At 50.9% G+C, this 24,546-nt stretch carries 21 protein-coding genes and 1 riboswitch; of the genes, 18 read left to right on the forward strand and 3 right to left on the reverse strand.

The annotated features are described in order from the left end of the window. Positions 1–178: 178 nt before the first annotated feature. Positions 179–381, forward strand: a riboswitch (cobalamin riboswitch). A gap of 198 nt (positions 382–579) precedes the next feature. The 16 genes from ACX93W_RS03345 (at position 580) to ACX93W_RS03420 (ending at position 17,184) form a co-directional block, all read left to right on the forward strand. Continuing rightward, positions 580–1,593, forward strand: coding sequence for an ABC transporter substrate-binding protein (locus ACX93W_RS03345; RefSeq protein WP_459390894.1), 1,014 nt, complete (start codon positions 580–582; stop codon positions 1,591–1,593). A 37-nt stretch (positions 1,594–1,630) separates the two neighbouring features. Continuing rightward, complete coding sequence (locus ACX93W_RS03350) at positions 1,631–2,635, forward strand: FecCD family ABC transporter permease (RefSeq protein ID WP_459390895.1); 1,005 nt, start codon at positions 1,631–1,633, stop codon at positions 2,633–2,635. Beyond that, positions 2,632–3,426, forward strand: coding sequence for an ABC transporter ATP-binding protein (locus tag ACX93W_RS03355; protein WP_459390896.1), 795 nt, complete (start codon positions 2,632–2,634; stop codon positions 3,424–3,426). The genes ACX93W_RS03350 and ACX93W_RS03355 overlap by 4 nt, the downstream gene beginning before the upstream one ends. Positions 3,427–3,439: 13 nt before the next feature. Continuing rightward, positions 3,440–4,546 carry a nicotinate-nucleotide--dimethylbenzimidazole phosphoribosyltransferase gene (gene cobT, locus ACX93W_RS03360; RefSeq protein ID WP_459390897.1) on the forward strand — a complete coding sequence of 369 codons (1,107 nt, stop codon included), beginning with the start codon at positions 3,440–3,442 and terminating at the stop codon, positions 4,544–4,546. Between the two features lie 2 nt (positions 4,547–4,548). After that, entirely contained in the window at positions 4,549–5,235 is a 687-nt protein-coding gene (gene cobU, locus ACX93W_RS03365) for a bifunctional adenosylcobinamide kinase/adenosylcobinamide-phosphate guanylyltransferase (protein WP_459390898.1), read from the forward strand. Further along, the gene (gene cbiB, locus ACX93W_RS03370; protein ID WP_459390899.1) at positions 5,235–6,215 is read left to right on the forward strand and encodes an adenosylcobinamide-phosphate synthase CbiB; all 981 of its coding nucleotides are present in this window, start codon (positions 5,235–5,237) and stop codon (positions 6,213–6,215) included. The genes cobU and cbiB overlap by 1 nt, the downstream gene beginning before the upstream one ends. Further along, entirely contained in the window at positions 6,197–7,021 is an 825-nt protein-coding gene (gene cobS, locus ACX93W_RS03375; RefSeq protein ID WP_459390900.1) for an adenosylcobinamide-GDP ribazoletransferase, read from the forward strand. Before cbiB ends, cobS begins: the two co-directional genes overlap by 19 nt. A 17-nt stretch (positions 7,022–7,038) precedes the next feature. Next, complete coding sequence (locus ACX93W_RS03380) at positions 7,039–9,867, forward strand: cobyric acid synthase (RefSeq protein ID WP_459390901.1); 2,829 nt, start codon at positions 7,039–7,041, stop codon at positions 9,865–9,867. Beyond that, on the forward strand, positions 9,864–10,577 hold the full coding sequence (locus tag ACX93W_RS03385) for an adenosylcobinamide amidohydrolase (protein ID WP_459390902.1): 714 nt from the start codon (positions 9,864–9,866) through the stop codon (positions 10,575–10,577). Before ACX93W_RS03380 ends, ACX93W_RS03385 begins: the two co-directional genes overlap by 4 nt. A 385-nt stretch (positions 10,578–10,962) precedes the next feature. Further along, on the forward strand, positions 10,963–11,667 hold the full coding sequence (locus tag ACX93W_RS03390; RefSeq protein ID WP_459390903.1) for a hypothetical protein: 705 nt from the start codon (positions 10,963–10,965) through the stop codon (positions 11,665–11,667). 14 nt (positions 11,668–11,681) lie between these two features. After that, positions 11,682–12,377, forward strand: coding sequence for a CD3324 family protein (locus tag ACX93W_RS03395; protein WP_459390904.1), 696 nt, complete (start codon positions 11,682–11,684; stop codon positions 12,375–12,377). 13 nt (positions 12,378–12,390) lie between these two features. Next, positions 12,391–13,353 (forward strand): helix-turn-helix transcriptional regulator, encoded by a 963-nt coding sequence (locus ACX93W_RS03400; RefSeq protein WP_459390905.1) that lies wholly within the window; start codon positions 12,391–12,393, stop codon positions 13,351–13,353. Positions 13,354–13,467: 114 nt separating this feature from the next. After that, on the forward strand, positions 13,468–14,097 hold the full coding sequence (locus ACX93W_RS03405; RefSeq protein ID WP_459390906.1) for a type 1 glutamine amidotransferase family protein: 630 nt from the start codon (positions 13,468–13,470) through the stop codon (positions 14,095–14,097). Between the two features lie 107 nt (positions 14,098–14,204). Beyond that, positions 14,205–14,714 (forward strand): chloramphenicol phosphotransferase CPT family protein, encoded by a 510-nt coding sequence (locus tag ACX93W_RS03410; RefSeq protein ID WP_459390907.1) that lies wholly within the window; start codon positions 14,205–14,207, stop codon positions 14,712–14,714. 20 nt (positions 14,715–14,734) lie between these two features. Beyond that, on the forward strand, positions 14,735–15,214 hold the full coding sequence (locus ACX93W_RS03415) for a GNAT family N-acetyltransferase (protein ID WP_459390908.1): 480 nt from the start codon (positions 14,735–14,737) through the stop codon (positions 15,212–15,214). A 182-nt stretch (positions 15,215–15,396) separates the two neighbouring features. After that, positions 15,397–17,184 carry a copper amine oxidase N-terminal domain-containing protein gene (locus ACX93W_RS03420; protein ID WP_459390909.1) on the forward strand — a complete coding sequence of 596 codons (1,788 nt, stop codon included), beginning with the start codon at positions 15,397–15,399 and terminating at the stop codon, positions 17,182–17,184. A 108-nt stretch (positions 17,185–17,292) separates the two neighbouring features. Here the strand turns inward: ACX93W_RS03420 and ACX93W_RS03425 are convergent, their stop codons facing one another. The 3 genes from ACX93W_RS03425 to ACX93W_RS03435 all read right to left on the reverse strand — a co-directional run bounded on the left by ACX93W_RS03425 (position 17,293) and on the right by ACX93W_RS03435 (position 20,893). Then, positions 17,293–17,895 (reverse strand): nitroreductase family protein, encoded by a 603-nt coding sequence (locus tag ACX93W_RS03425; protein WP_459390910.1) that lies wholly within the window; start codon positions 17,893–17,895, stop codon positions 17,293–17,295. Between the two features lie 75 nt (positions 17,896–17,970). Continuing rightward, positions 17,971–18,999: an ABC transporter substrate-binding protein gene (locus ACX93W_RS03430; protein WP_459390911.1), complete on the reverse strand. Its 1,029-nt coding sequence runs from the start codon at positions 18,997–18,999 to the stop codon at positions 17,971–17,973. Positions 19,000–19,141: 142 nt separating this feature from the next. Then, the gene (locus tag ACX93W_RS03435; RefSeq protein WP_459390912.1) at positions 19,142–20,893 is read right to left on the reverse strand and encodes a helix-turn-helix domain-containing protein; all 1,752 of its coding nucleotides are present in this window, start codon (positions 20,891–20,893) and stop codon (positions 19,142–19,144) included. A gap of 204 nt (positions 20,894–21,097) precedes the next feature. On the opposite strand from ACX93W_RS03435, the gene ACX93W_RS03440 reads away from it, so the two are divergent. Continuing rightward, entirely contained in the window at positions 21,098–21,925 is an 828-nt protein-coding gene (locus ACX93W_RS03440) for a hypothetical protein (protein ID WP_459390913.1), read from the forward strand. 26 nt (positions 21,926–21,951) lie between these two features. Further along, on the forward strand, positions 21,952–24,525 hold the full coding sequence (gene hrpB, locus ACX93W_RS03445) for an ATP-dependent helicase HrpB (protein WP_459391997.1): 2,574 nt from the start codon (positions 21,952–21,954) through the stop codon (positions 24,523–24,525). Positions 24,526–24,546 lie beyond the last annotated feature (21 nt).

A 24,546-nucleotide genomic window follows, 5' to 3' on the forward strand; every position in this document is an offset into this window, starting at 1 on the left:
ATTCCGGCTGAATGCCATATTCGACGCCGCTCAAGCCGCCAGGCATGCCGCGTAATGGGAAGCAACCTTTTTGAACATCCTCTTAAAGGGATAGACAAACTGGGGTTTGCCGTGTATAGTTACTACTGAATCAAGCATATGTATCGCAATTGGGTGTCAAAGCCAATAACGCAAGCCGCAGGTTCGTAACTTCCGGGCTGCCGCTTGGCTGAGACTTAATAGGGAAGCCGGTGTAAATCCGGCGCGGACCCGCCACTGTAAGGACATTGCCGCATTTAAAGCTGCGGCGGAAAAACAGCATTGGTCACTGAAGCGTTATGCTTCGGGAAGACGCCGTTTTTTTGTCCAAGTCAGGAGACCTGCCCCATTGCATAACGCTGAAACCTACGTGGACTTAGGGAGGTGTTGGAGAAGCAGTTGGCTTTGCGGCTATGTTGTCGCAGGCTTCACTTTGGCATTTCCGGCACAAGGGGGTCGGGGTTGCCTTTTTTTGCGTTTAGCCCTTTTTTGTCCAGAAGGGCGAACAATACAGAAGGTTTGAAAAGGTTCATTAAACAGAAATAGGAGTGGATGATTACAATGAATTGGTTGAACAAGTTGAACATGAAATCGGCAATGGCGGTAATGCTGGTCCTGATGATGGCATTGATCGCAGCATGCGGCGGCGGCAATGCTGAAGTTAGCCCATCGCCTAGCGAGTCCAGCGCAGCAGAGCAAACAGCAAGCGCAGAACCTTCGACAACGCCGGAAGCAGAAGAACCGGCTGCGGCCCAGACGGAATATCCGCTGACGATAACGGACGAAACAGGAACGGAATTGACGTTTGAAAAAGCGCCGGGCGCAGTCGTTACACTGGTGCCGAGCGAGACGGAAACGATTTTTGCGATTGGCGGCGGCTCGACGGTTGTTGGCGTTGACCAATGGAGCAACTACCCTGAAGAAGCCAATTCCATTGCAAAGATTGGCGATATGACAACTAACATTGAAGCGGTTGCCGCTCTTAACCCGGAATTGATCCTGGCGAACTCCAGCATGAACGGCGATGCGATCACTCAACTTCGCGAGTTGGGCTACGCGGTATATGCTACTAATCCCAAAACGTATGACGCAGTCGTAGCAAAAGTGGAGGAACTGGGCAAAATCATGAACCTGCAAGAAAAAGCAGGCGAGGTTGCACAGCATATGGTTCAAGTGAAGCAACAAGTAACTGACGCGGTAAAAGGCGCAGAAGCTAAAAAGGTATTTCTTGAGTTTTCGCCAGGCTACACCGTTGGTTCGGGCGAGTTCCTTGATGAGTTGATTACTCTTGCAGGCGGCGTTAACATCGCATCCGCTGTTCCTGGCTGGCATGAAGTGAATGCCGAGGAAGTCATTACACAAAACCCGGCGATTATTATTTATCCTGATTTTGGCGAAGAAAAAAGCTCTATTCTGACGGCAATCGAAGGTCGTCCAGGCTGGGATGCCATTGACGCAGTTAAAAACAACGCAATGTACATGGTATCCAATGATCCGCTTGTGCGCGTTGGCCCTCGTTTGGCTGACGGTTTGCTGGAAGTAGCCAAGGTCATTCATCCTGACCTTGTGAAGTAAGATGAAACTTAAAGTGTTAGGCTATGGAGGAGCAGCTATGCTCCTTCTTGCTGTTTCTGTGGTAGCTAGTCTGTCGATCGGTTCGGCAGGCATTTCCTTCGCCGATGTATGGGGCATCCTGATTCACCAGCTTCCATGGCTGGCCGATCAGGATCATGGCTGGAGCCAGGGCGAGGTGGCTGTAGTTACGCAGGTTCGGTTATCCAGAGTGCTTCTGGCGGTGCTTGTAGGAGCCTGCCTGGCGCTTGCGGGAGCCGGCTTTCAGGGCGTGCTGCGCAATCCTCTCGCAGATCCCTATACACTTGGCGTCGCTTCCGGCAGCTCTGTCGGGGCGGCTTTTATTATTTTATTCGGCCTGCAATTTGCGATTGGTATCTGGACGATTCCGCTTGTCGCTTTCCTGACGGGCATTACGGCGTTGCTTGCGGTTATTGCATTATCGCGCTCTCGGGGTGTTATGGGCATTGAAACTCTTATTTTGTCAGGTGTCATTATTCAAGCCTTTCTTGGCGCATTTGTTTCGTTGATGGTGTCGATGTCGCAAGGTGTCATTAATCAGATTCTGTTCTGGATCATGGGATCGCTTGCGCTGCGCAGCTGGAGTCATGTCTATATGGTACTGCCGTTCCTCGCGATTGGCCTTCCCGTATTGTTTTTTTATAGCCAGTCGTTGAATTTGCTGGTGCTTGGCGAGCGGCATGCGGCTAATCTGGGCGTCAGGGTGGAGAAAACCAAATTGATGGTGCTCATTTTTTCTACTCTGCTAACTGCGGCGGCTGTTTCCGTATCCGGCGTCATCGGCTTTGTCGGTCTTGTTATTCCGCATTTGATTCGTTTGCTGCTGGGACCGGACTACCGGTTGCTGATCCCGTTGTCGGCAATCGGGGGCGGCATTTTTATGCTGTGGGCTGATACGCTTGCCCGGACGGCGTTGTCTCCAAAGGAACTTCCGCTAGGCGTCATTACCGCTCTTGTAGGGGCTCCGGTATTCGCTTGGATGCTGAACCGCCGAATGAGGGGAGAGAGAGGTGACGGTCATTGAGTATTGAACTCGTTAATGTGAGCCAACAGGTACAGGGCAATGAAGTGTTGAACGACATCAATTTATCATTCCGGCCTGGCGGTTTTTATGGCATTATTGGTCCAAATGGCGTCGGCAAGTCAACCTTGCTTCAACTGCTTGCGGGAACAGCCCAACCCGTCGGCGGATCGGTGATGCTGAATGGCGGCGAGATGAGCGAAATACCGCGCAAGCATCTGGCCCGTACGCTTGCCGTGCTCCAACAGGGCGGTCTGCCTCCCGCTGGCTTTACGGTCAGAGAAGTAGTCGGCATGGGCCGGTTTCCGTATCAAAGCTGGCTGGGGGGAGAGGAAGATGACCCGGCTCCCATCATTGACGAAGCGCTCCAGGCGATGGGTTTGATGGATCTCCAGCAAAGAAGGCTGATAGAGCTGAGCGGCGGCGAACGTCAGCGGGTTGCGCTGGCAAAGCTGATGGTACAGCAGCCTACCATCCTGTTGCTGGATGAACCGACCACCTATCTGGATATCGGGTACCAGATTGCGCTTCTGGATATCGTCAAGGGATGGCAGCGGCAAAAACAATTGCTGGTTATAGCCGTTCTGCATGATCTCAATCTGGCGGCTCTCTATTGCGATGAGCTGATCGCCCTGCATAACGGCAAGGTCGCCTCAAAGGGCCAACCAGTGGAAGTGCTCACCGGTCAGTTAATTCGGGAGCTGTACGGCACCGGAGCAACTATCATTAATCATCCGCTCACCGGAGCGCCGCAAATTATGCTTCAGCCCGGATTTAGAAGAACTGCTTTGTAAGGAGGGATAAGTAATGAAGGATAAGACGGTTAATGGTCTAGAATCGCTGTTTGGGAGCGAAAAATTGCTGACGGCAATTGGCCAAATTCGCCCGTTTGATGAAGCTGCCGCAGCGGAGGCCAGACAGCATTCCGATCGTTTGACCAAACCGCCGGGAAGTCTGGGCAAGCTGGAAGAGATTGCAGCGCAGCTGGCTGGAGTGACGGGAACGCTGTGGCCGGATTTGTCGAGCCGGGCGGTTGTGGTTATGGCCGGTGATCACGGCGTTTGTGAAGAAGGGATCAGCGCATTTCCGCAGGAGGTCACGCCGCAAATGGTGCTGAACTTTCTGAACGGAGGCGCTGCGGTCAATGTGTTGGCCCGGGCTGCTGGCGCTAAAGTTGTCTGTGTGGACGTGGGTGTAGCTTCGCCGATATCGCATCCCGGACTGGTGAGCCGCAAGGCGGTTTGGGGTACGGCTAATATGACCAAAGGTCCCGCCATGACGAAGGAAGAAACGTTGTCTGCATTAATCGCGGGTTTGGATACGGCAAATGAGCTTGCTGACAGCGGCACTGCATTGTTTGCCACGGGAGAGATGGGGATCGGGAATACGACGGCAAGCGCTGCTATTGTTTCGGCATTGACAGGTCTTTCGCCAGAGGAAACAGTGGGCAGGGGAACTGGAATTTCGGATGAAGGCCTGCTGCGCAAACGCGTTGTGGTTGAAAAGGCGCTTGAGGTCAACAAACCTGACCGTAATGAGCCGTTGGACGTGCTTAGCAAGGTTGGAGGAGCGGAGATTGCCGGTTTGGTCGGCGTTATTATCGGAGCGGCCTCCAGACGTTGTCCGATTGTTATCGATGGTTACATTTCCTCCACCGCAGCGCTTGTTGCAGCAAGGCTGGCTCCGGCCTGTATTCCCTATATGATCGGCTCCCATGTGTCGCAGGAGCTAGGACATCCCGCTTTGCTGAAGGAAATTGGCTTAAGTCCTTTGCTGACGCTGGATATGCGATTGGGAGAAGGAACCGGCGCAGTGCTCTGCTTCCATTTGCTTGATGCGTCATTAGCATTAATGGGGCAAATGGCGACTTTTGACAGCGCGGGGATTTCGGGAAGCCATACGGAGGTGCGGTAGCCGTGGCGGTTTTAATAACCGGGGGAGCGCGCAGCGGCAAAAGCCGTTTTGCCGAAGCCTACGCAGCTCATATTGGCAGCAGGGGGATTTACATAGCGACTTGTCAGCCTTATGACCAAGAAATGAAAGAACGGATTGGCCGTCATCAGGTTCAGCGCGAGGAGGACGGTTTTGCCTGGACGACATTAGAAGAGCCTCTGCGGGTTGGCGAGCTGCTGGACGAATTGTCCAAACAGCTGGAAAACGAGGTGCAGGAGCTTCGAGCACGGGATGAAAAGCCGCCGGTTGTTCTCCTTGATTGTTTGACGCTGTGGCTGACCAACCACATGCTGCTTTTGGAGGATGTGGTTGCTGAAACCGAAGCGGGCGGCCGCCAAAATCAGGGCAATTCTCATGAACAACCTCAGGATCAACTACAGGATCAATCCAAAAGGGGAAAGACACAGCGCTTGCAGAATGAGATGGAGAAGCTGGCCGACGCAATCGCGCGGTATCCCTTCCCGCTGCTGGCCGTGACTAATGAGGTGGGGAACGGAATTGTGCCGGAATATGCCCTTGGAAGAGCTTTTCGCGATGAGGCGGGTCGCCTTAATCAAGCCATTGCGGCGTCAAGCAGCCGGGTTTTTCTGGTAACAGCCGGCATTCCGGTTGATATAAAAGCCCTTGCCTTTAGGCTGGAGGAGTTTTGATGTTCATCTACTCCTTTCAGGAGATGCTGCTTATTGCGGCTGCGGCCATACTAATCGATTGGATCGTAGGCGATCCCAAATGGCCGACTCATCCCGTTATTTGGATAGGCCGCTTTATCTCCGCCATGGAACGTTTCCTTGGCAGGGAACGCTATCAAAGCAGCCCTTTTGCGGGCAGACTACTAGGTGTTGTGTTGGCTTTATCCACAATTGGATTGTCATTTGGCATCATGTGGTCTATCGTTTGGGCTGCGAACTGGGTTCATCCCTGGGTTGGTTACACCGTATCCGCCTGGTTTGTTTCCACAACTATTGCTGTAAAAGGCTTGAAACAGGCCGCCATGCAAGTTTACCGGCCGCTGTCGGAAGGTAATCTGGCGGAAGCCCGAAAGTATGCCGGTTATATTGTGGGGCGGGATACCCGTCAACTTGACGAAGGGGAAACGTCGCGCGCTGCCGTGGAGACGGTGGCGGAAAATACGGTTGATGCCTTCCTGTCTCCCGTTTTTTTTGCTTTGTTGGGCGGCGCTCCGCTTGCCATGGCCTATCGGGCCGCAAACACACTGGATTCTATGGTCGGTTACCGAAATGAAAAATACCGTTTTTTCGGCTGGTTTTCCGCAAGAACCGACGATGTGCTAAACCTGATTCCGGCAAGGCTTTGCGGTTTGCTGCTTGCTTTTTCCGCGCTTCTGCTCCCGGGCATGAAGAGCGGCAAGGCCGTTCACTCCATGCTAAGGTTCGCCCGGAGCCATCCCAGCCCCAATAGCGGCATACCGGAATCCGCTGTGGCGGGAGCTATCGGCATTCAATTAGGAGGCACCAATACATACGGCGGCGTAACCAGTAACCGCGCTGTCATGGGCTGGGCGACCCGGCCTATTAAACCAAAAGATATTCTCTCCACCGTTTCCTTATTGTATATGGTAAGCGCATTGGTCTGGATAGGAGTGATTGTTTTATGGCTTTGTCTATTATAAAAAAACAAGCTCAGGCTATAGCGGCGGCTTTTCAATTTCTGACCCGCATACCGGTTCCGGTGAATGTTCCGTTCGAGCGCTCGATTTTGTCGCTTTCCGCCGTTTATTTTCCAGTCGCGGGTGCAGCTATTGGCGTAATAGCAGCTCTATGGTCGTGGCTGCTGCTGCAGTTTCTTCCCTCGGGACCAGCGGCGGCGCTTGGTTTGGCGGGGTGGCTAGCGCTTAGCGGCGGCCTTCATATGGACGGGTGGATGGATACGGCTGACGGAGTGCTCAGCCATCGCTCCAGAGAAAAAATGCTTGAAATTATGAAGGACAGCCGGGTCGGCGCAATGGGCGTATTGGCCGCTGTTCTTCTTCTGTTTTTAAAAATATCCATTCTGACGGAGTTGCCTGCTGCGAGCGAACATTCAATGAACGGCGACAATGCGGCGCTGATTGCCGCTATTTTGCTTTCTTCGATTTGGAGCCGAACCTGGATGACCATTGCTATGGCTTTCTGGCGCCCGGCTACTCCTGAGAGCGGCCTGGGACGGTTATTTAGTGGCGTTAATTATTCAAAAGCGCTGATGGCGGCAATTATAGCCGTCATATCATCATTAACGTCATTAATGATTATTGGCATAAATATAAAAGAGACGATTTTGATTACAGCCCCGTGTGCGGTTGCTGCACTTGCTGTTGGAGGCACAATGGCGGTATGGCTAAACCGGAAGCTTGGAGGTTTAACGGGAGACACGTACGGAGCAATGAATGAAGCGGTGGAAGCAGCCGTGCTGTTGGTTATGCTGCTTCTGCTACTATAAGAAAGCGGTGATGATGCATGCTGGAGCGTTATGGACATGGAGGGGATTTGACAACGGCAAGGGAGGAGTTTGGCCTTGAACCAAACGCATTTGTCGATTTCAGTTCCAATATGAATCCGTTAGGACCGCCGACTGCAGTAAGCGAAGTTTTGCTAGACTACGCCAAGCGGATTTCGGCTTATCCCGATCCTGCCGTTCGTGAACTTGTCCGAAAGCTGGCTCTGCACCATGATATTCCAGAGGAAGCTTTGATGGTGGGGAACGGTGCAGCGGAGCTAATCGACCTGGCGGTGCGCGTTCTTCGTCCTGAGAAGGCGGCTATCGCCGTTCCTTGCTTTCAGGAATATGGCGATGCATTGTCCAAAATCGGCTGCGAGCTTTATGAAATGCCGTTACAGCGAAGCAATGGGTTCCGGCTTACAGAAGATGAGGTGCGCAAAGCTATTTCGGAATCGGGCGCATCGCTTTACGTGTTGGGTTCCCCTAATAATCCTACGGGAGCTTTGGTCGAGCCGCGATTAATTAAGATGTTATTGAACAGCGGTGCCTCTGTACTAGTCGATGAAGCCTTTATGGATTTTGTGCCGGACGAGCAAAGCTGGAGTGTATTTCGCCATGTTGTTTCTCACGAGCGATTGATCGTAACCCGCTCCATGACGAAGTTTTACAGCATCCCCGGCATACGGCTTGGTTATGCTGCCGCTTCTTCTTCACTAATTCAGGCAATGCGTAGTCTTCAGGTTCCGTGGAGCGTCAACTCGCTGGCTCAGGAAATCGGAATCACGATGTTAAGCGAAAAGGATTTTGCGGCAAAAACGCTGGAGTGGCTCCCGAGCGAGCGGGGGTGGCTTGCTGAACAGCTGCAAGGACGCGGCTTCGACGTATGCGATAGCTCCGCCAATTATTTGCTGCTGCATTTGCCCCCAGACTCTGGTTTCGATGCTGAACGATTGCAGCGGGAATTGGGCCGGCTTGGCGTATTGATCCGCAATGCTTCGCGGTTCTCAGGACTTGATAGCGGCAGCATCCGGGTAGCGGTCAAGCTTAGGGCTGACAATCTTCGATTGCTGGAAGCGTTGGATGCATGCTTGCTTATAAAGGAGACTTCACCGTTATCCGATAACAACCTTGCAAGCGGGAGTAAGCTTCTAACGGGAAATAAACGTTTAGTAGAACATGAAAATAATCTTTTGCATAGTAACAATTCGACTACGGATGCAAGCAGTCTTCCAAGTGATGTTAAATCGGCTGCCAAGCCGCAACTTGGCGCCACGCTTATGGTTCAGGGAACCGCTTCCGATGTTGGCAAAAGCATAGTCACCACGGCATTATGCCGCATTTTTACGCAGGATGGTTACGTAACGAAGCCGTTTAAATCGCAAAATATGTCGCTTAACGCCTATGTAACGCTGGACGGCAAGGAGATTGGCGTGGCGCAAGGCATGCAGGCGGATGCTTGCGGAATTGCCGCGACCACCGACATGAATCCGATTCTGCTGAAACCATCCGGCGAGATGGCTTCGCAGGTCGTTGTGCACGGCAAACCGCTGGGCAATTTAAAAGCCAAAGCTTATCGGGAGCAGTATTTGCCGATAGCCGGTGCGATTGTGCGGGAATCGTTGCACCGGTTAAGGCAATCCTCGCATATTGTCGTCATGGAAGGTGCGGGAAGTCCTGCCGAGATCAATCTCAAGGATCGAGATATTGTCAATATGAACATGGCTGCGTGGGGAGATGCGCCTGTTATCCTTGTCAGCGATATAGACCGAGGCGGTGTTTTTGCCTCCATTATAGGAACGCTGGAGCTATTGGAGCCGGAGGAGCGGGATCGCGTTTGCGGCTTTATTATCAACAAGTTTCGCGGCGAAATCGCTTTGCTGAAGCCGGGGCTGGACTGGCTGGAGGAGAAAACCGGCAAACCCGTGCTTGGGGTGTTGCCCTATTTGCCGCAGCTTGGGCTGGAAGCGGAGGATTCACTTTCGCTAAATGAAGCCAAACGCGGAAAAGGGGCCTTGCCGGGATCGTCGAGGCAGAGGCTTGATGTAGCGGTTATTGCGTTGCCGACCTTGTCCAATTTCTCCGATTTTGATCCGCTGGATGCGGAAGAGGACGTCTTTGTGCGCTATGTAGAGAGTGTGGAGGAATGGGGCGAGCCAGACGCCGTATTGCTGCCGGGCTGCAAAAATACATTTGAAGCGCTGCGTTGGCTGAGAACACAGGGGCTGGAGGAACCGCTCATTCGTTATATGGAAAGCGGAGGCTCCGTTGTTGGCATATGCGGAGGTTATGAAATGTTAGGGGTCAAGCTGATTGACCGCCTTGGCGTAGAAGACGAAACTTCTGTCATGCGGGGATTGGATGTTTTTCCGTTTGAAACGGTATTTGCATCGGAAAAAAAGACGGTCCGAGTTGAAGGAAGGGCCGTTTTTGGAGGTAATGGAGAGAGCTATCCGATTTCGGGATACGAAATCCATATGGGAGAACTGACCATGCTGAATGACGCTGCTCTCCTGCACAAGCCTTTTCGTATACGGGAGACCTTGGTAAAAGAGAGCGATACCGAAGCTGCAACCGGATTTTCCCTTTTCAAAGAGGAAGGCTTAAGCAGCGCAGACGGGAAGGTATGGGGCACGTTTATACACGGAATTTTTCATAATGACGACTTCCGCAGAAACTGGCTCAACGGATTGCGCCGTCTGCGTAATTGGCCGGAGCTGCCATCAGCTCTTCAGTTCAGAAGCAAGCGTGAGGAGGCTTTCGACCGGCTTGCGGAGCATGCAAGAAACCATCTGAATCTCACGCTTATTTATGAAATCGCTGGACTTAAAGGGAGGGCGCGGTCATGACGCAGCCTTTTGTTAGCGATAACCGCTATTGCTCACGCTTTTGGCCCGGGCTTTCGCTGGAACTTATTGAAGATCGTATTCAGCTTCATGCGCCCATTCACCTCCACACGTTAAGCAGCGCCATCCTTCCGGGTGGCTTTTCCAGGGCAAAAACAATGGTCAACTGGCATGTTCCGATCAATTACAATTGCGATAATCCGCGTCTGGATCTTATCAGCCGCTGCGCTTTGTGGGGACTAAATGCCGAGGAAACGATAGCGTTTATAACGGCTGCCAACCTGAAACAAGCCTCTATTCAAGAGGTGGAAGGCGATTGTTTCAACTTATTGGTGTGCACAACGGCCGGTACGCGGAATGCGGCACGAGCGGGCGTGTCCCGGCAAACGTATTCTGCCTACAGCCCCGGAACAATCAACACGATGCTGGCGATCCAAGGCGCGATGACGGAATCGGCTATGGTGAACGCGGTCATAACGGCAACAGAAGCTAAATCCGCAGCGCTTCAGGATCTGCGTATTTTGGAGCATGGAACGAGCTACGGGGCTACCGGAACAACAACCGACGCGATTGCGATTGGCGTTAGCCAGCAGGCTCTGGATGGAGCGGTTCACGCTTATGCCGGGGCGGCTACAACGATAGGCTGCGCCATCGGCGAAGCTGTTTATCAAACGGTGCTGGAAGCTGCCGGAACACAAAAGAGTAACCTGTAACGCCGGAAAATCGCAGCTGCCTGTTGTTCCTCGCGTTATCGAAAAAGAGGAGTGGCATAATCTTATATCCCCGGTCCTATTTTTGGTGGGAGACGAGGAAAAAATCTACGATGCCAAGCAGGTTAAACAACAAGTTAGTGATGTTTTGCCCCAATCTACAAGCTACATCCTAGACGGCGCCGGGCATTGTTTGATGCTGGAGCAAAAGGAATATGTGAACACGACAATTCGTCGATTTTTGCTGCAACATCAATAAATCCTAAAATTATGCAAAGTTGCCTTAAACAATTTACGCCCTATTTTTTACACAACGGAGGGGTTATTGTATGGTTAGGTCAGACGCGCGCCTGATGCAATGAAGATGAGTAGCAAAGGAGATACAACGATGAGCCGAGACAGCATCCTCAAATCGATCCTATCAGAAAAAGTAAATATGACGCCGAATGGAATTGTCGCCGACCAATTAACCCCTGAGCAGTTCCAGGATTGCCATGAGTTGTTTTTTGATAAAATCAGTGAAATTCATAAATCAGATATTTCGGACGTGGAAGGTTATGGTCAATTAAACGAGCAGGGAAAGACGGAGCATAAAACAAGCAGAGAATATATACTTGACAGTTTTGCGGAAAACAAAGAAGGATATTGGTATAATTGGCGTGAGATGTTTAATACGACGCTGCTGGAGCGGGAGTTTTTTGAGCACTACTATAAGGAGATAGAATCCCGCATTTCTTTTTGTGAAGGGCACCGCTACTTGGTCAACGACTTTATGTTTTTCGAAAATATGATTACCGACGGCAAATCAACGGTTGGATTTCCGGACTGGACTTTTGCGGGAATTGGCGACTTCCTGGTGGATTTCGCCATCATGGATCTCAATAAGCCATACATGAAAATCCCGGAGCTGCTTATTCCTTATTTAGATAAAAAGGGTATCGTTGTTCCGGATTTCAAGGAAAGGTTTCTGTGTATGGGGTATTTGAAGGGATTACATGGCTTGAGGTGGCATGCGTCAATTGATGATGAAATATCGTGTGCCAGCATTATGAAATCAATCAGTGAGCTGAGGGACCGAATTTACGCATTATAAACAGTGGTGATGAAATGAAATATGAAAATGCCAGAGACATCCTCCCTGAGGAATTGTTTGCGGAGGTACAGAAATACGCGGCGGGAAAACTGCTTTATTTTCCAGCTGGAGATGATAAGCGGGGATGGGGCGAAGCTTCCGGCTACCGGGATCAGTTACTGAAACGAAATCGGATGATTCGCAACAAATATGCCCACGGCATAACGGTTTCAGAGCTGGCGGACGAATATTTTCTGTCCCTGGACTCTATCAAAAAGATTATTTATTCAAAAAAAACACCAAACAACCTGGCCTATTATCCAACCGTCGCATCGGCTGTTCAATACGCGGGTGTCGGATTAATCGAAGAATGGATTCAATGTTATCTCCTATTTTCCAGTAAAGAGGGTTCCGAATGCCAGGATATTCTGGAGGGCGAGCCCCTTTTCTTCGGAGTAGTGAAGCTGCCGCTGCGCCTCATTCAGCCCATTGAAAGCGGGTGCGCAGACCGTTCGGAGGAATGCGATAAGGATTCCCTGTCACAACAGTCTCCGCTCCTGGTTCAATATGAAGCCGGGAAGTTTTATTGCACGGTGCAGCAAGAGCTGTTTTCATTATTGAAGCGCTGCAGAGTAAACGCGTATCCGTCCATAATAACATTAAAAGGCAGCGCCGATTACAGAAGATATAATAATCATTTTGGCAATGTCTTTTTTTACGTGAAAGAATAATGAGGTAGGTACCATGTCAAAAATCGATAACATGATGGCAATCCTTTGGCTATTGAAATCAGGCAGGAAAATGACTGCAAAACAATTGTCTGAAAAGCTGGAGATGAATATCCGGACGGTTTACCGTTATATTGATGCCCTTTCTGCCAGCGGCGTTCCCATTATTTCAGACGCGGGGCATAACGGGGGATACAGCCTGTTAAATGATTTTATTATGAGCCCGCTTCTTTTTACTGTTGAAGAGAAAACGGCTTTGCTGCAAGCCGCTGATTTTGCCAAAAATGCCGGTTATTTTTTGGATGAAGATCTGGAGCGAGCAACATCAAAGCTAAAAATGCATTCCAATCAGGATCAGGATAAAAGGATTAGACAGCATTTAGAGGGGCTCGAGGTTTTATCTCCTGTTGAAAAATCGGCAGTAGAACCTGTATTGAAGGAGTTAGAGCAAGGCGTCATTAACCAAATTTCAATAAACATTTTGTACCATTCGGGTCGAGCAACAAAGCCCAAGCACAGATTGGTCGATCCCTATGGCATCATCTATTGGAATCAGAATTGGTATGTCATTGCATTTTGTCATTTGAAAAAGGAAATCCGCAGTTTTAGAGTTGGAAGAATCATCAGCTTGATCCAAATAGGAAAGTCTTTCCTTCGTCCGGAGCCTTTTTCGGCAGGCGAATTTTTTATGAACAACCTTATTCCGGAAGCAGGGAATCAAGCTGAGCTTATGCCGTTAGTTCTTGGAGGAAAGACCAGTGCATTAGATAACCTTTGTGAACATTGGTATTTGGCGCATCATTTGAAAGAACGGAGCTCGAACCGGGTTCTGTTTTTATTGACAGAAGAGGCCGTTTATCACTTTATACCGAATTTGCTTTTGCCCTATGGCCCTTCCATTCAAGTCATTGAGCCGCTAGGCTTAAAGAAAAAAATCATCGAAGTGCTTAATGAATTACAAAAACATTATCAAGATTAGAACTTCACTGACGAAGGTTGTCAGTGAAGTTTTTTTATAATAGGCGGTATCAACAAAAAGGGCTCTCAATTATCAAAAGCGAGCTTTTTAAACCACTTTCTAAAGGAGAATAATATGCGAAACAGGAACGTGTACCTTTATGTATTTGACACGATGTCGGACTGGGAAACGGGTTATTTAATTGCGGAATTAAATTCAGGAAGGTATTTCAAAAAAGAACTGGCCCCTTTGGAGGTGGTAACCGTAGGCATAAATAAAAATCCCGTTACTTCAATGGGGGGAGTAACCATTCTACCACGTTTATCGATGGAGGAATGTCATATCGGAAGTGCTGATGTTTTGATACTTCCAGGGGGCAACACCTGGGGTGATCCTATTCATGAGCCTTTATTGGAAAAGGCCTCTGCATCCTTTGGGGAAGGTGCAATGATTGCAGCGATTTGTGGAGCAACATTTGGGCTTGCCAATGCGGGAATGCTTGACAACAGAAGACATACAAGTAACAATTTGGACTATTTAAAAGTAGCTTGTCCCCAATATAGAGGAGAACAATTCTATGAAAATGAACCGGCAGTGACGGATGGCAATTTGGTGACTGCCACAGGGATAGCCCCGCTGGAATTTGCAGCACATGTATTAAAGGCGCTGGATGTATTTTTGCCGGAGGCACTGCATTCCTGGTTCAAGCTTAATCAAACGCATGAGTCAAAATACTTTTTTGAGTTGATGGAAGCTGTTCAGTAGAAGTAAGTATTAACAGGTACAGTTCTTTTAAAGCTATTTTTTCTTCCCCTTTGTAACTCTCTAACCGTTAAAATGAAATTACTTAAACAGGAAAGGGGCTTGCACAAGTGGAAAAAGGAAAAATTGTATTTTTAAACGGGGTTACGAGCTCAGGAAAAACATCGATCGTTGATGCCATCCAGGCAAGCTCGGAGGAATTTTATTATGTTGTTGCCAATGATCTTTTTGAGGAAATGATCGGCGATCATTATCTTCGCGAGGATTATTGGAAATATTTGAGCGAAGCTATTATGATGATGTATCATACCGCCAAGCTTTTTTCGGATCATGGCAAAAATGTGCTGATTGACGGCATTTTGGTCGAGAGGCCGGAGTTGAAACCGCATTATGAAAAAGTAGAGGAGCTATTCGCTGGATATCCCCTCTACCTCATTGAAGTGTATTGTCCGTTAGAAATTTGCCGCCAACGAAATATTGAGCGTGGAAACCGGGGCGAAGGCCAATCTCAATGGCAGCACGACATTATGGCGCAACATATACCATATCATTTCACAGTAAACACACATCTGAACTCTTCCGAACAATGCGCTGGGCTGATTTTGGATTCTCTACAATAAACGAATAGGGGTTATTAAAAATGATAAAGATTCGAAACATGTCAGAAAATGAATTTGAGAAATTTAAAGAGTGGTCCGTTAATGACTATGCAGAAGATTTGATTAAATCCAACATGAGCAGCGATAAAGAAGATGCAATTGAAAGTGCTGAAAAAGAATTCAATGAAATACTTCCAATGGGTTTATCAACAGAAAATAATTTTTTATATGTAATGATAAATGACAGCTTAGATAACGTTGGGTTTATTTGGTATGAAAAAGAGGACGAAGCAGGATTCATTTGCGATTTTTTGGTTATGCAAAATTACAGAAATAAAGGATATGGATTTGAAACGATGAAATGGATTGAGAAGGACGCCAAAGAAAAAGGAATGAGAAAACTCAAGCTTAGTGTATTTAAATTCAATGAACCAGCCTACAATTTATATCATAAACTAAATTATAAAGTCATTGAGGACAATGATGGTAATGTGATCATGGAAAAAATACTTGAGAACTAATTTTCAAACGACACCGGTGTACTTTGGTTAAGAGGCCGAAGTGTGAAACTCCCTGACTTTGGCAACGCTTTTAAGGAGTAAAAATATCGGCAACGGGTATGGAGCGGAGAAGCAGCAACTTTTTTCACAAATCCTCGTCTATTCGTATGACTGTTATTTAATGATGAAGAGGAGATGCAATAATGCCGTATTTGAAAGGGGCAGCAAAAAGGAAAGTCGCCGTGGCGCTTTTATCCGCCATGCTGCTAACCGCCCCGCTAAGCCATGCCGCCGCTAATGAACCAACCATCGCGGCGGGAACCAATTATGTTGTGTTTTACATCGACAACAATGAAGCTTTTCTAAACGGCCAGCAGGTGACGCTGGACTCCCCGGCGACTGTACGTAAAGGCCGAACCTATGTACCGGTCAAATTTTTGGGCGATGCTTTTGGCATGAAGGTGGAATGGCAGGAAAAAACAAGGACGATCCTGATGGAAACGCCCACGCATGAAATTTTGCTGGATACCGTTAACAAGGAGGCTTGGGTCAACGGCTTCGCACAGCCTTTCGACGATGTCGCGATGCTGATAAACGGCCGATTAATGATCAAGCTGACCTGGCTTTCGGACTATATGGGAGCGACCTATACATACAATGCCGAGCTGCGCCGGGTGGACGTGCTTCATGTGCGCAAGCCGGAAGGCAATTTTGACCCGGATCAAAATAATTCCAAACCGGTCGCCAAATTTTCGTTTGGCAAAAGCAGCTACCGGACCGGTGAACCCGTCAAATATATTAATTTGAGCTATGACCCCGATTCGGAAGGACTGAAACTCGACTGGACGGGAAGGGAAGAGGTATTCTTCGAGCCTGGCACGTACCCGATAACATTGGTGACAACCGACAAAAACGGGAACAGCAGCGCGCCTTTTACCCGCTATCTCATTGTTGAAGACGAAACGTATCTGTCGGAAGCGGAATATCCGATTTATACAAAGCCGATTGGCGGTTACATAGCAACGGATTGGAATACGCTGTATAAAAATTATTTTAATCTTCCTGATCTGGCGAAGCAGGTGACGGAGGACAAATCGCGTACGCTGCTGATGAGCGACAGCCCGGAAACCTTTACGGAAACCGGCATTCTCTATCAGGATGTCATTAACGGCAAAGGCCGACTTTACGCGGATCATATCAACGGAACGGGACAGAAGGTCGGTTTTGCCATCTTGGCAACCAATAACAGCGACAAACCCGTTACGATCACGACAACGAATAAGGGCGAGGTATTCCCGTCTATCTATGCGCATCTGATCGGCAGCGAAGCGATGGTCGATTTTTTACTGGACGACACTGAGGATGAAATGATGGTGGTGCCGCCAGGCGAAACGTTTGTTTATAAGCAATACCCGGATTTCCATCCTGGGCAAGGAGTTAATTTGATGTACGATGTCGAGACGGACGGTGAAGTTGCGTTTACGTTTGCCGCTGCGGACAACGTCTCAAAAGATATGCTGAATATGACGAAGCTGCCGTTTAACGGCCATATTCGCGGCACATTCCAGATTGCCGGTTTTGACTGGAAGGTAAATTTGTCCAAGGAAGGGCTCAAAAAACCGGCAAAGCTGGTTATTGGCGACGGTAAAACAGATCCGTTCCAAACCGGGTATGATCCACAGCGCGGCACAGACGCTACATTGCCAGGCAACTATGGTACAGTTTATCGCATCCATTCCGACAATCCGGGGCGTATGGCGATTATGATTTTGGCAAAAGGCGGACCGTTTAAGGGACCTTTCAAAATCAACGGCGAGATGGTTAAAGTGCCGGCTTCGGGCGTGCTAACGGCATTTGACGGCATGATTATGCTGCATAAAACAACGGGTCATGAAAAAAGCCTGGACATCGAATTCAGTCCTCCAGCCGGCTCGGCGTTCCCGATCAACCTCATTTTCTATCCGCTGGACGATAGAGCGCTTGACCGGTAGACCGTTTTGACATAGGTGGGATTGAATCGTAAGGCAATTTACAGAGATCACAAAAAAGCATCGCGCTTCCGTCTGGAAGGAGCGATGCTTTTTGCAAGCGGCGAATGACTACGTGTTAATACTGTTGCCTTCAATGCTGCCGTCAATTATGGTTAACAAATCGGCAACCGCCCTTCGGGGGCGGGGACGGCGCAGCTTTTCCCGGTCAAAATACCCCAGATGAAGAGTGCCAACCACCTTTTGTCCCGGCTTGACTCCTGCGGCGGCTCGGAAACGCGGGTCCCAGTTATAATCATTTGTTTTCCATACCAGCCCGATTCCTTGCTCCCAGGCCAGCAGCTGCAAATTATGAATCAGCGTGCTGGCCGCGCAAAGCGCTTCCTCCCATTCCTTGGGACGTGGCTCCTCCTCAATCAGCACGAGCAGATGCAGCGGCACCTCTTGACAGTACACCTGAGCAACGCGCTCGCCAACCTGCTTGCGCTTTTCCTCGGCATAGGTGGAGAGGACGGCGTCGGAAAACACTTTACGGCCTTCGCCTTCAAAAAGAATGTAGCGCCACGGCTCGCGAAGAGAATGGAACGGGGCCCAGCCGGCTGACTCAAGAAGTTCAAGCATCAAACTTCTTGGAATAGGATCGGGTTTGAATTGGTTGACCGTTCTTCTCTCGCGGATCGTACGAGTGATGATTTCATAGTTTTGCGAGGACATAATAGGGCTCCTTTCGTAATGAAAGCATAGTAGATGCGGGGCTTGCCAGACACGGGCTACCCCAATGCTAGGGATCTAAGGCGCCAATGCTTGCAGCACGTCGTCAACCTTCAGGTTGTAAGCGATGGGACCATAAGTCATCCAATGATCCAGGCTAACCTCGTACACCTGACCCTTCTGTACAGCCGGGAGCGATTTCCAGATGTCACTATCCAATATTTCCTGTGCAAGCTCCTTGCCGCCTTCGTCATAGGTCAGAAACAAATGGTCGGCATCGATTTGCGGGATGATTTCCTGCGAGATAACGCTCATACTCTGCTCGCCCCAGACAAGATCCTTAACAATCTGCGGCGGATTCAAGCCAAGATCGGTATAAAGCACGTTACCGGCATAACCGCCAGGCCCGCCGTACAAGCGCAATTCTTTGTTGCTGCGGACGCGGATCAAGGCAACGGTTTCATCGCCAAGCTTCTCTTTTAATTTAGATTTGGCCGCTTCGGTTTTGGCGGCGTAATCGGAAAGCACTTTATCGGCTTCAGCCGTCTTTCCGGTCAGCTGCCCGACAGTTTGCACCGCATCGCGCCAATTGTCCGGCGTATCGGAGGCAAAGACGTAGGTTGGCGCTATTTTTTCAAACAACTCGTATTTCCCTTCGTTCGCGTAGGTGGGGAAGGCCAACATGACAAGATCCGGCTGAGCGCTCAAAACGGCCTCAAAATCGATTGCGCTTGTATCGATCTTGGGAAGATCGCCGATATAGGGCTGGAGATACTTCAGCGAAAAGTTTCCGATAACCGTCTGCGTAATCGGCTTCAGTCCCAGAGCGACCAAATAGTCCTCCATATAAAGCGCGATGATTCGTTCGGGATTGGCGGGCGCTTCAATGGTTCCAAATTCATGCTGAAAGAGGCGGGGGGCAGATTCGTCTGGCTCCTCTGAGGTATCGCCGGTTCCGGAAGCTACTGGACTTGATTCGCTGGTCGATGGCTCTGCGGCAGTGCCGCTGTTTTCATTCTTCGTACTGCCGCAAGCGGCCAATAGCGCAAGTAGCGTTATCAGCACAATTAACTTCAATAATGGCTTGCCCGGTTGTAAAACGTTCATTATGGTATCCCCTCTACTTGATAAAGATTCTCACTGCTAAAACAGTTTAGCACGCCCCAAGTTGAAGAAACCATAGTGAAAAAGCAGATTTTCTTTATGATATTGGCAGATTGCGTTTGGAGCGGCTCGTTTAGCCGTTCAGCTAGTTCAGGGCAGACAGAGCAAATTCTATTTTTCGCTCATGCGCGATAATGCCAAACGTCATCCATACATCGGTGTTGCCTTGAAAAACACGCTTGCTGCGCACCGCTCGAAGGCTGTTCCACAGCTTGCTGGCCAGGAGTTCCTCCAATAGTACGGCTTGTCCGTCGTCAACGATTAGAAACAAATAATCCGCATCCAGTTGCTCCAGCACTTCGGGCGCTATAGGCGTAACGGGCTGTATCCCGTTCCTTTGCCATTCCTGCAGCAACGGGGGCATGGCCAACCTCAGGTCTTCGTACAGTACAGGGCTGGTGTAACCCGCAAACCCGCCGTACAGGCATAAGCCATGGCGAAAATGAAGCCTTAGCAACGCGACAGTTCCGCCTCCTATTTTACGGGAGAGAACCGAACGGGCCTCCATGGCTTTGGCTTCATAGCGGGCAATGACTTCCTTCGCTTCGCGTTCGCGATCAATAATTTGGGCGAGGCTGGTCAGCATGGAACGCCAGTTGTCATGCGCATCCTGAAAAACAATGGTTGGCGCGATACCCGCAAACTGTTCGTATCTCCCTTCCGACGCAAAATGGGAAAAGCCGAGCAAGATGCGATCCGGCTGCGCTTGCCGCAGCCGGCCGAAGTCGATTCGAGCCACGTCCAGCTTATCGACATCCTCCAGATAAGGGGAGAGATAGCGTTGATAGTAGCCAGACCAGGCATATTGCAGAACAGGCTTTACACCTAATGCCGTCAGATGATCCTCAAGAAAAAGCCCGACGATGCGCTCCGACGACTTCTCCGGTACGGGGCGGCTGCCGGCACGGCGCAATTGAGTGGTAATCAGCTGCGAGCTGGCAAGCTTTCGTACTCTGTCGCGCTTGACATATTCGGTGGGGGAGAACCCCGTCAATTGCTTGAAGCGGCTGCTAAAATAGAACTCGGTGCTGAAGCCGACAGTTTGGGCTATCGTGCGAAGCGGGTAGGTGCAGCATAGCAGCAATTCCTTCGCGCGTTGGATCCGAATTTCGGCAAGCATGTCCATCGGACTTTTGCCGGTTTGCTTGCGAAAGGCAGCGGAGAAATAACCGGCGCTCATTCCGGCTATATCCGCCAGATGCTCCCTCGTCAACTCGCGGGAATAAGCTTCCTTCATATAACGGATCGTTCGGTCGATCGGCCCTTCTTCCAGCGAAGAGGCATTTATGTCCGATTCAATCGTATCAACCTGCTGTCGGATATGGTCAAGCAGCTGGAGGAAATCGCGCTGCCAGGCGTAAAGGGAAAACGATGGTGAACCTGCGCGGCTGTCATACAACGCTTGAATTTGCTCCCGGATGGAGGGCTGCTCATAGTGATAGACCTGGCCGGAATAGGGGAAGCGGAACGGCTCGCGTCCAAGCCGTCCAGCGGGCTGCTGTCTGCCGGTCAGAACGATGCCATCGAACGCCAGCACAAAGCCTTGAAGCTGATTCTCCTCGGGAAACTCCAGAGTCCAGTGAAGATCCGGAGTAAGCATAAAGCAGCTCCCGGCATAGAGGGAATGAACAGCTGCATTTTGTGGCGAATGCGCATCACGTTTCTCTGCACCTTCTGGGTGCCCGTCCGAAAGGTTGAGGCTGCCATTGCCTGAAACGATGTAGAGAAGATGATGCAGGGATGGCTGGCGAGGCGGGAGGCTCGATGGACTGAGCTTGGAAATATCGACCAGCAAAAACGTCGCCGGTGACGATGAATCAGAATAGACGGATTTCATGGCCGGGATCAAGCTCCTTTCCTCTGTATACATTCATATATAGTGATAACGATTATCACTAATTGTAGCATAAAGCGTCCCGCTAGGCGCGCCTATTCCTAAATAGGTGCGACTCGTAAGCAGAAGCGCCTGCAGAAGCTGGACAACTACGTCATAAACCGATTAAACTAGAAGACTGATAACAATAGAAACGGAGAGAATGACATGAGCGAAGTTTCGGCGGCCAAGGGGATAAAACGCAAGCAACTGATCGTTGTCCTGGTTTCTTTATTGGTTATTGCGGCTGTTGCCGCGATTTTGTTTTATGTCCTTCTGACATCCCTGCTAGACCGCGATGCAAGAAATCAAATGCTTGATCTTAACAACGGCTACCGCTATATGACGGCCCAGTCGTCGCAAGGCATGGAGCTTCACGTGCTGATGACTGACCCCAAAAATGTCGAGCCGGTTGTCATTAACGCCAATGTGGCGGACAGAGAGTTTACCGGCATCAATGGCGGCTTTTTTTATGGTCAGGATTTGCTCAGCATCAGCATCAGGAATGGCAAAGCAATGAATGGCGAAACGGGAGCGTATGGCAGCGGCAGCGAAAATGTCAAATATAGCCGTGGTACGCTCATTTGGGACGGAGCGACAGATTTGCTGTCTGTCCAAAAAGCCGGTCCATGGAGCGAACTGGCCGTGACCGACCCCTCAAACTTCTGGGCGCAAGGCGGCATCAGCATGACGCTGAATGACGATTCCGCATGGAGGGAAGCGGCGTTATTGGAAAACGCGCCGTTTCCGGACGATATGCGTCTCCGTTCAGGAGCTGTTTACGACCAAGACGGAGTTTTGTATTTGGTCGTTAGTGAAACAAAAGGCACGTTAGAGCAGTTTCGCGCTGCGATCAAAGAGCAGATTGGCGGGGACAAGCTGGTAGACGGCATTTTTCTGGACGGAGACGGCTCCTCTCAATTATTAGCCGGTGAAACGGCGCTGCGCGGAGACAATCGCCCAGTCGTGCAAATGCTGCGAATTGTCCATGATTAAATGAACAGGGTGGGAGCAAAAAGGTGATACAACCTCTTCCAATTGACGAGGTGCTGCCGGAGCTGCTGGCTGCGCTTCAGAACGGCAATTGCGCAGTGCTGACAGCTGACCCGGGAGCGGGCAAAACGACGCGAGTTCCGCTTGCCATGCTGGATGAGCCATGGCTTGACGGCGGCAAAATCATTATGCTTGAGCCGCGCAGGCTGGCTGCCCGTTCGGCAGCTGCCTTTATGGCGAAGCAGCTTGGAGAAAGCGTAGGCGAACGGGTAGGCTACCGCGTCCGGCTGGATAGCAAGGTTGGCCCACGCACGGTTATTGAAGTGGTGACGGAAGGCATCCTGACGCGAATGCTTCAGGAGGATCCCGGTTTAACAGGCGTCGGCGCAATCCTTTTTGACGAATTTCATGAGCGGCATCTGCATGGCGATTTGGGTCTGGCGCTGGCCCTGCAATGCCAGGGGCTTTTACGGGAGGATTTGCGGCTTCTAGTCATGTCAGCAACGCTGGATGCGGAACGTGTAGCGGAATTGCTGGACGGGGCTCCGGTCATTGCAAGCCGAGGTCGTTCCTTTCCCGTGGAGACGCGCCACTCCTTGCCGAGTGCCAAGCAAAAGCTGGAGGAGAAGATGGCGGTTGCAATCATGGGCGCCCTGTTAGAGAGGGATGGCGATGTGTTGGCCTTTCTGCCAGGCAATGCGGAAATACGCCGAACGGCAAAACAATTGACGGATCGCGGATTGCCTGCCGGAACCTCGGTGCGGGAGCTGCGTGGCACATTGTCTCTGGAGGAGCAAGCTGCGGCAATTGCGCCTGCTCCGGAAGGCGGGCGGAAAATCGTATTGGCGACTTCGATCGCGGAGTCCAGTCTGACCGTGGAAGGAGTTCGCATTGTTGTGGATAGCGGCTTGATGCGGGTATCCCGTTTTTCGCCGCGCACAGGCATGAGCAGGCTGGAGACGGTGCCCGTCTCCAAGGCGTCTGCCGATCAGCGCCGCGGCCGCGCCGGCAGATTGGCTCCGGGCTTATGCATCCGCCTTTGGAGTGAAGCCGAACATAGCGCTTTGCCGGAATTCGGCAATCCCGAAATAGCGGAAAGCGATTTGGCGGCGCTTCGTCTTGAGCTTGCGGTATGGGGAGTGAATGATCCGCAGGAGTTAAGCTGGCTGACGCCTCCGCCTGCTCCGGCTTATGGGGCTGCGACGGAGCTGCTGCAAGCGCTGGGTAGTCTAACAGCGGCTGGCGGGCCAACGGCAGCCGGCAAAGCCATCGCGTCGCTTGGCCTTCATCCAAGGCTAGGCGCCATGCTTCTGCGGGGCAAGGAGACGGGGCAGCTTGGCCTTGCCAGCCGTTTGGCTGCTCTGCTGAGCGAACGCAATCTTCTGCCCAATGAGCGCAGCGTAGACATCGGACTCCGGCTGAGAAGGCTGGAGAGCGGCGACCGCGATCCCTCCCTGAAAAGGCTGCTGGCCCAAGCGGAGCGCTGGCAGACCATGCTTGAGCGCAGCGGCGGTCTGGTCACAGAATATGACAACGCAGGCACTCGCCTCAAAGACAACATGGCTGCAGCAGCGCCTTCAGGCCGCTCATCAACGGGCAGCGGCGGAGCTAAAGACCTCACAACGGGCGGCTTGCTTGCCCATGCTTACCCGGATCGGATCGCGCAGCGCAGAAGCGACGGCAGATATCTGCTTGCAGCCGGACGGGGCGCTGCCGCTTTGAGCGCCGATCAGCAGCTGTCGCAGGCGCCGTACCTGGTGGTATGCGAGCTGGACGATGCCGGTGTCGAAGGCCGTATTTTATTGGCCGATCTGCTTGACCGGGAGGAATTGCAGCAGGAGCTGGCATCTTTTATTACAGAGGAAGAAAGCTTGGAGTGGGAGGAGGAGGCTCGCGCCATTCGCGGCCGCCGAAGGCTCAAGCTTGGTACCCTCATCCTGAAGGAAACCCCGTTAAAAGGCGGCTTTGATCCGGAGGGCGCAGGGGATATGTGGCTAAAGCTAATCCGTGAAAGGGGCTTTTCCTTCATTCCTTTCAGCAAATCTGCGCGAGGACTTCTCCATCGAATGTGGGCGATGCAGGCTGCCGGTGCAAGAGAGTGGCCCGATGTTTCGGAGAATGCCTTGATGGATTCGCTGGAGGATTGGCTGAAGCCGCATCTTGGGGGCATTCGCGCGTATGCCGAACTGGAAAAAATGAATGTGACGAACCTGCTGGAAGGCCTGCTTACGTGGAAGCAGCGTTCCGAGCTTGACGCCGAAACGCCGCTCCATTGGAGTGTGCCTAGCGGTTCGAGAATACCGATAGATTACAGCAATCCCGCCAAACCCTTTGCGGCGGTGCGTCTTCAGGAGCTGTTTGGGCTTGCGGAGACGCCCCGGCTTGCGGGAGGCAGACTGCCGCTGACGCTGCATCTCTTATCTCCGGCTGGGCGGCCGGTTCAGGTTACGCAGGACTTGGCGAGTTTTTGGAGCAACGGTTATTTTGAGGTGAAGAAGGATCTGAAAGGGCGCTATCCCAAGCATTATTGGCCGGATAATCCCTACGAGGCTACCCCGACCAACCGGGCCAAACCTCGGACAACGCCGCAGCAAAAGGGCTGAGGACGCATTCAGGGAGAGGAG

The organism is Paenibacillus sp. CAU 1782 (assembly GCF_054551715.1).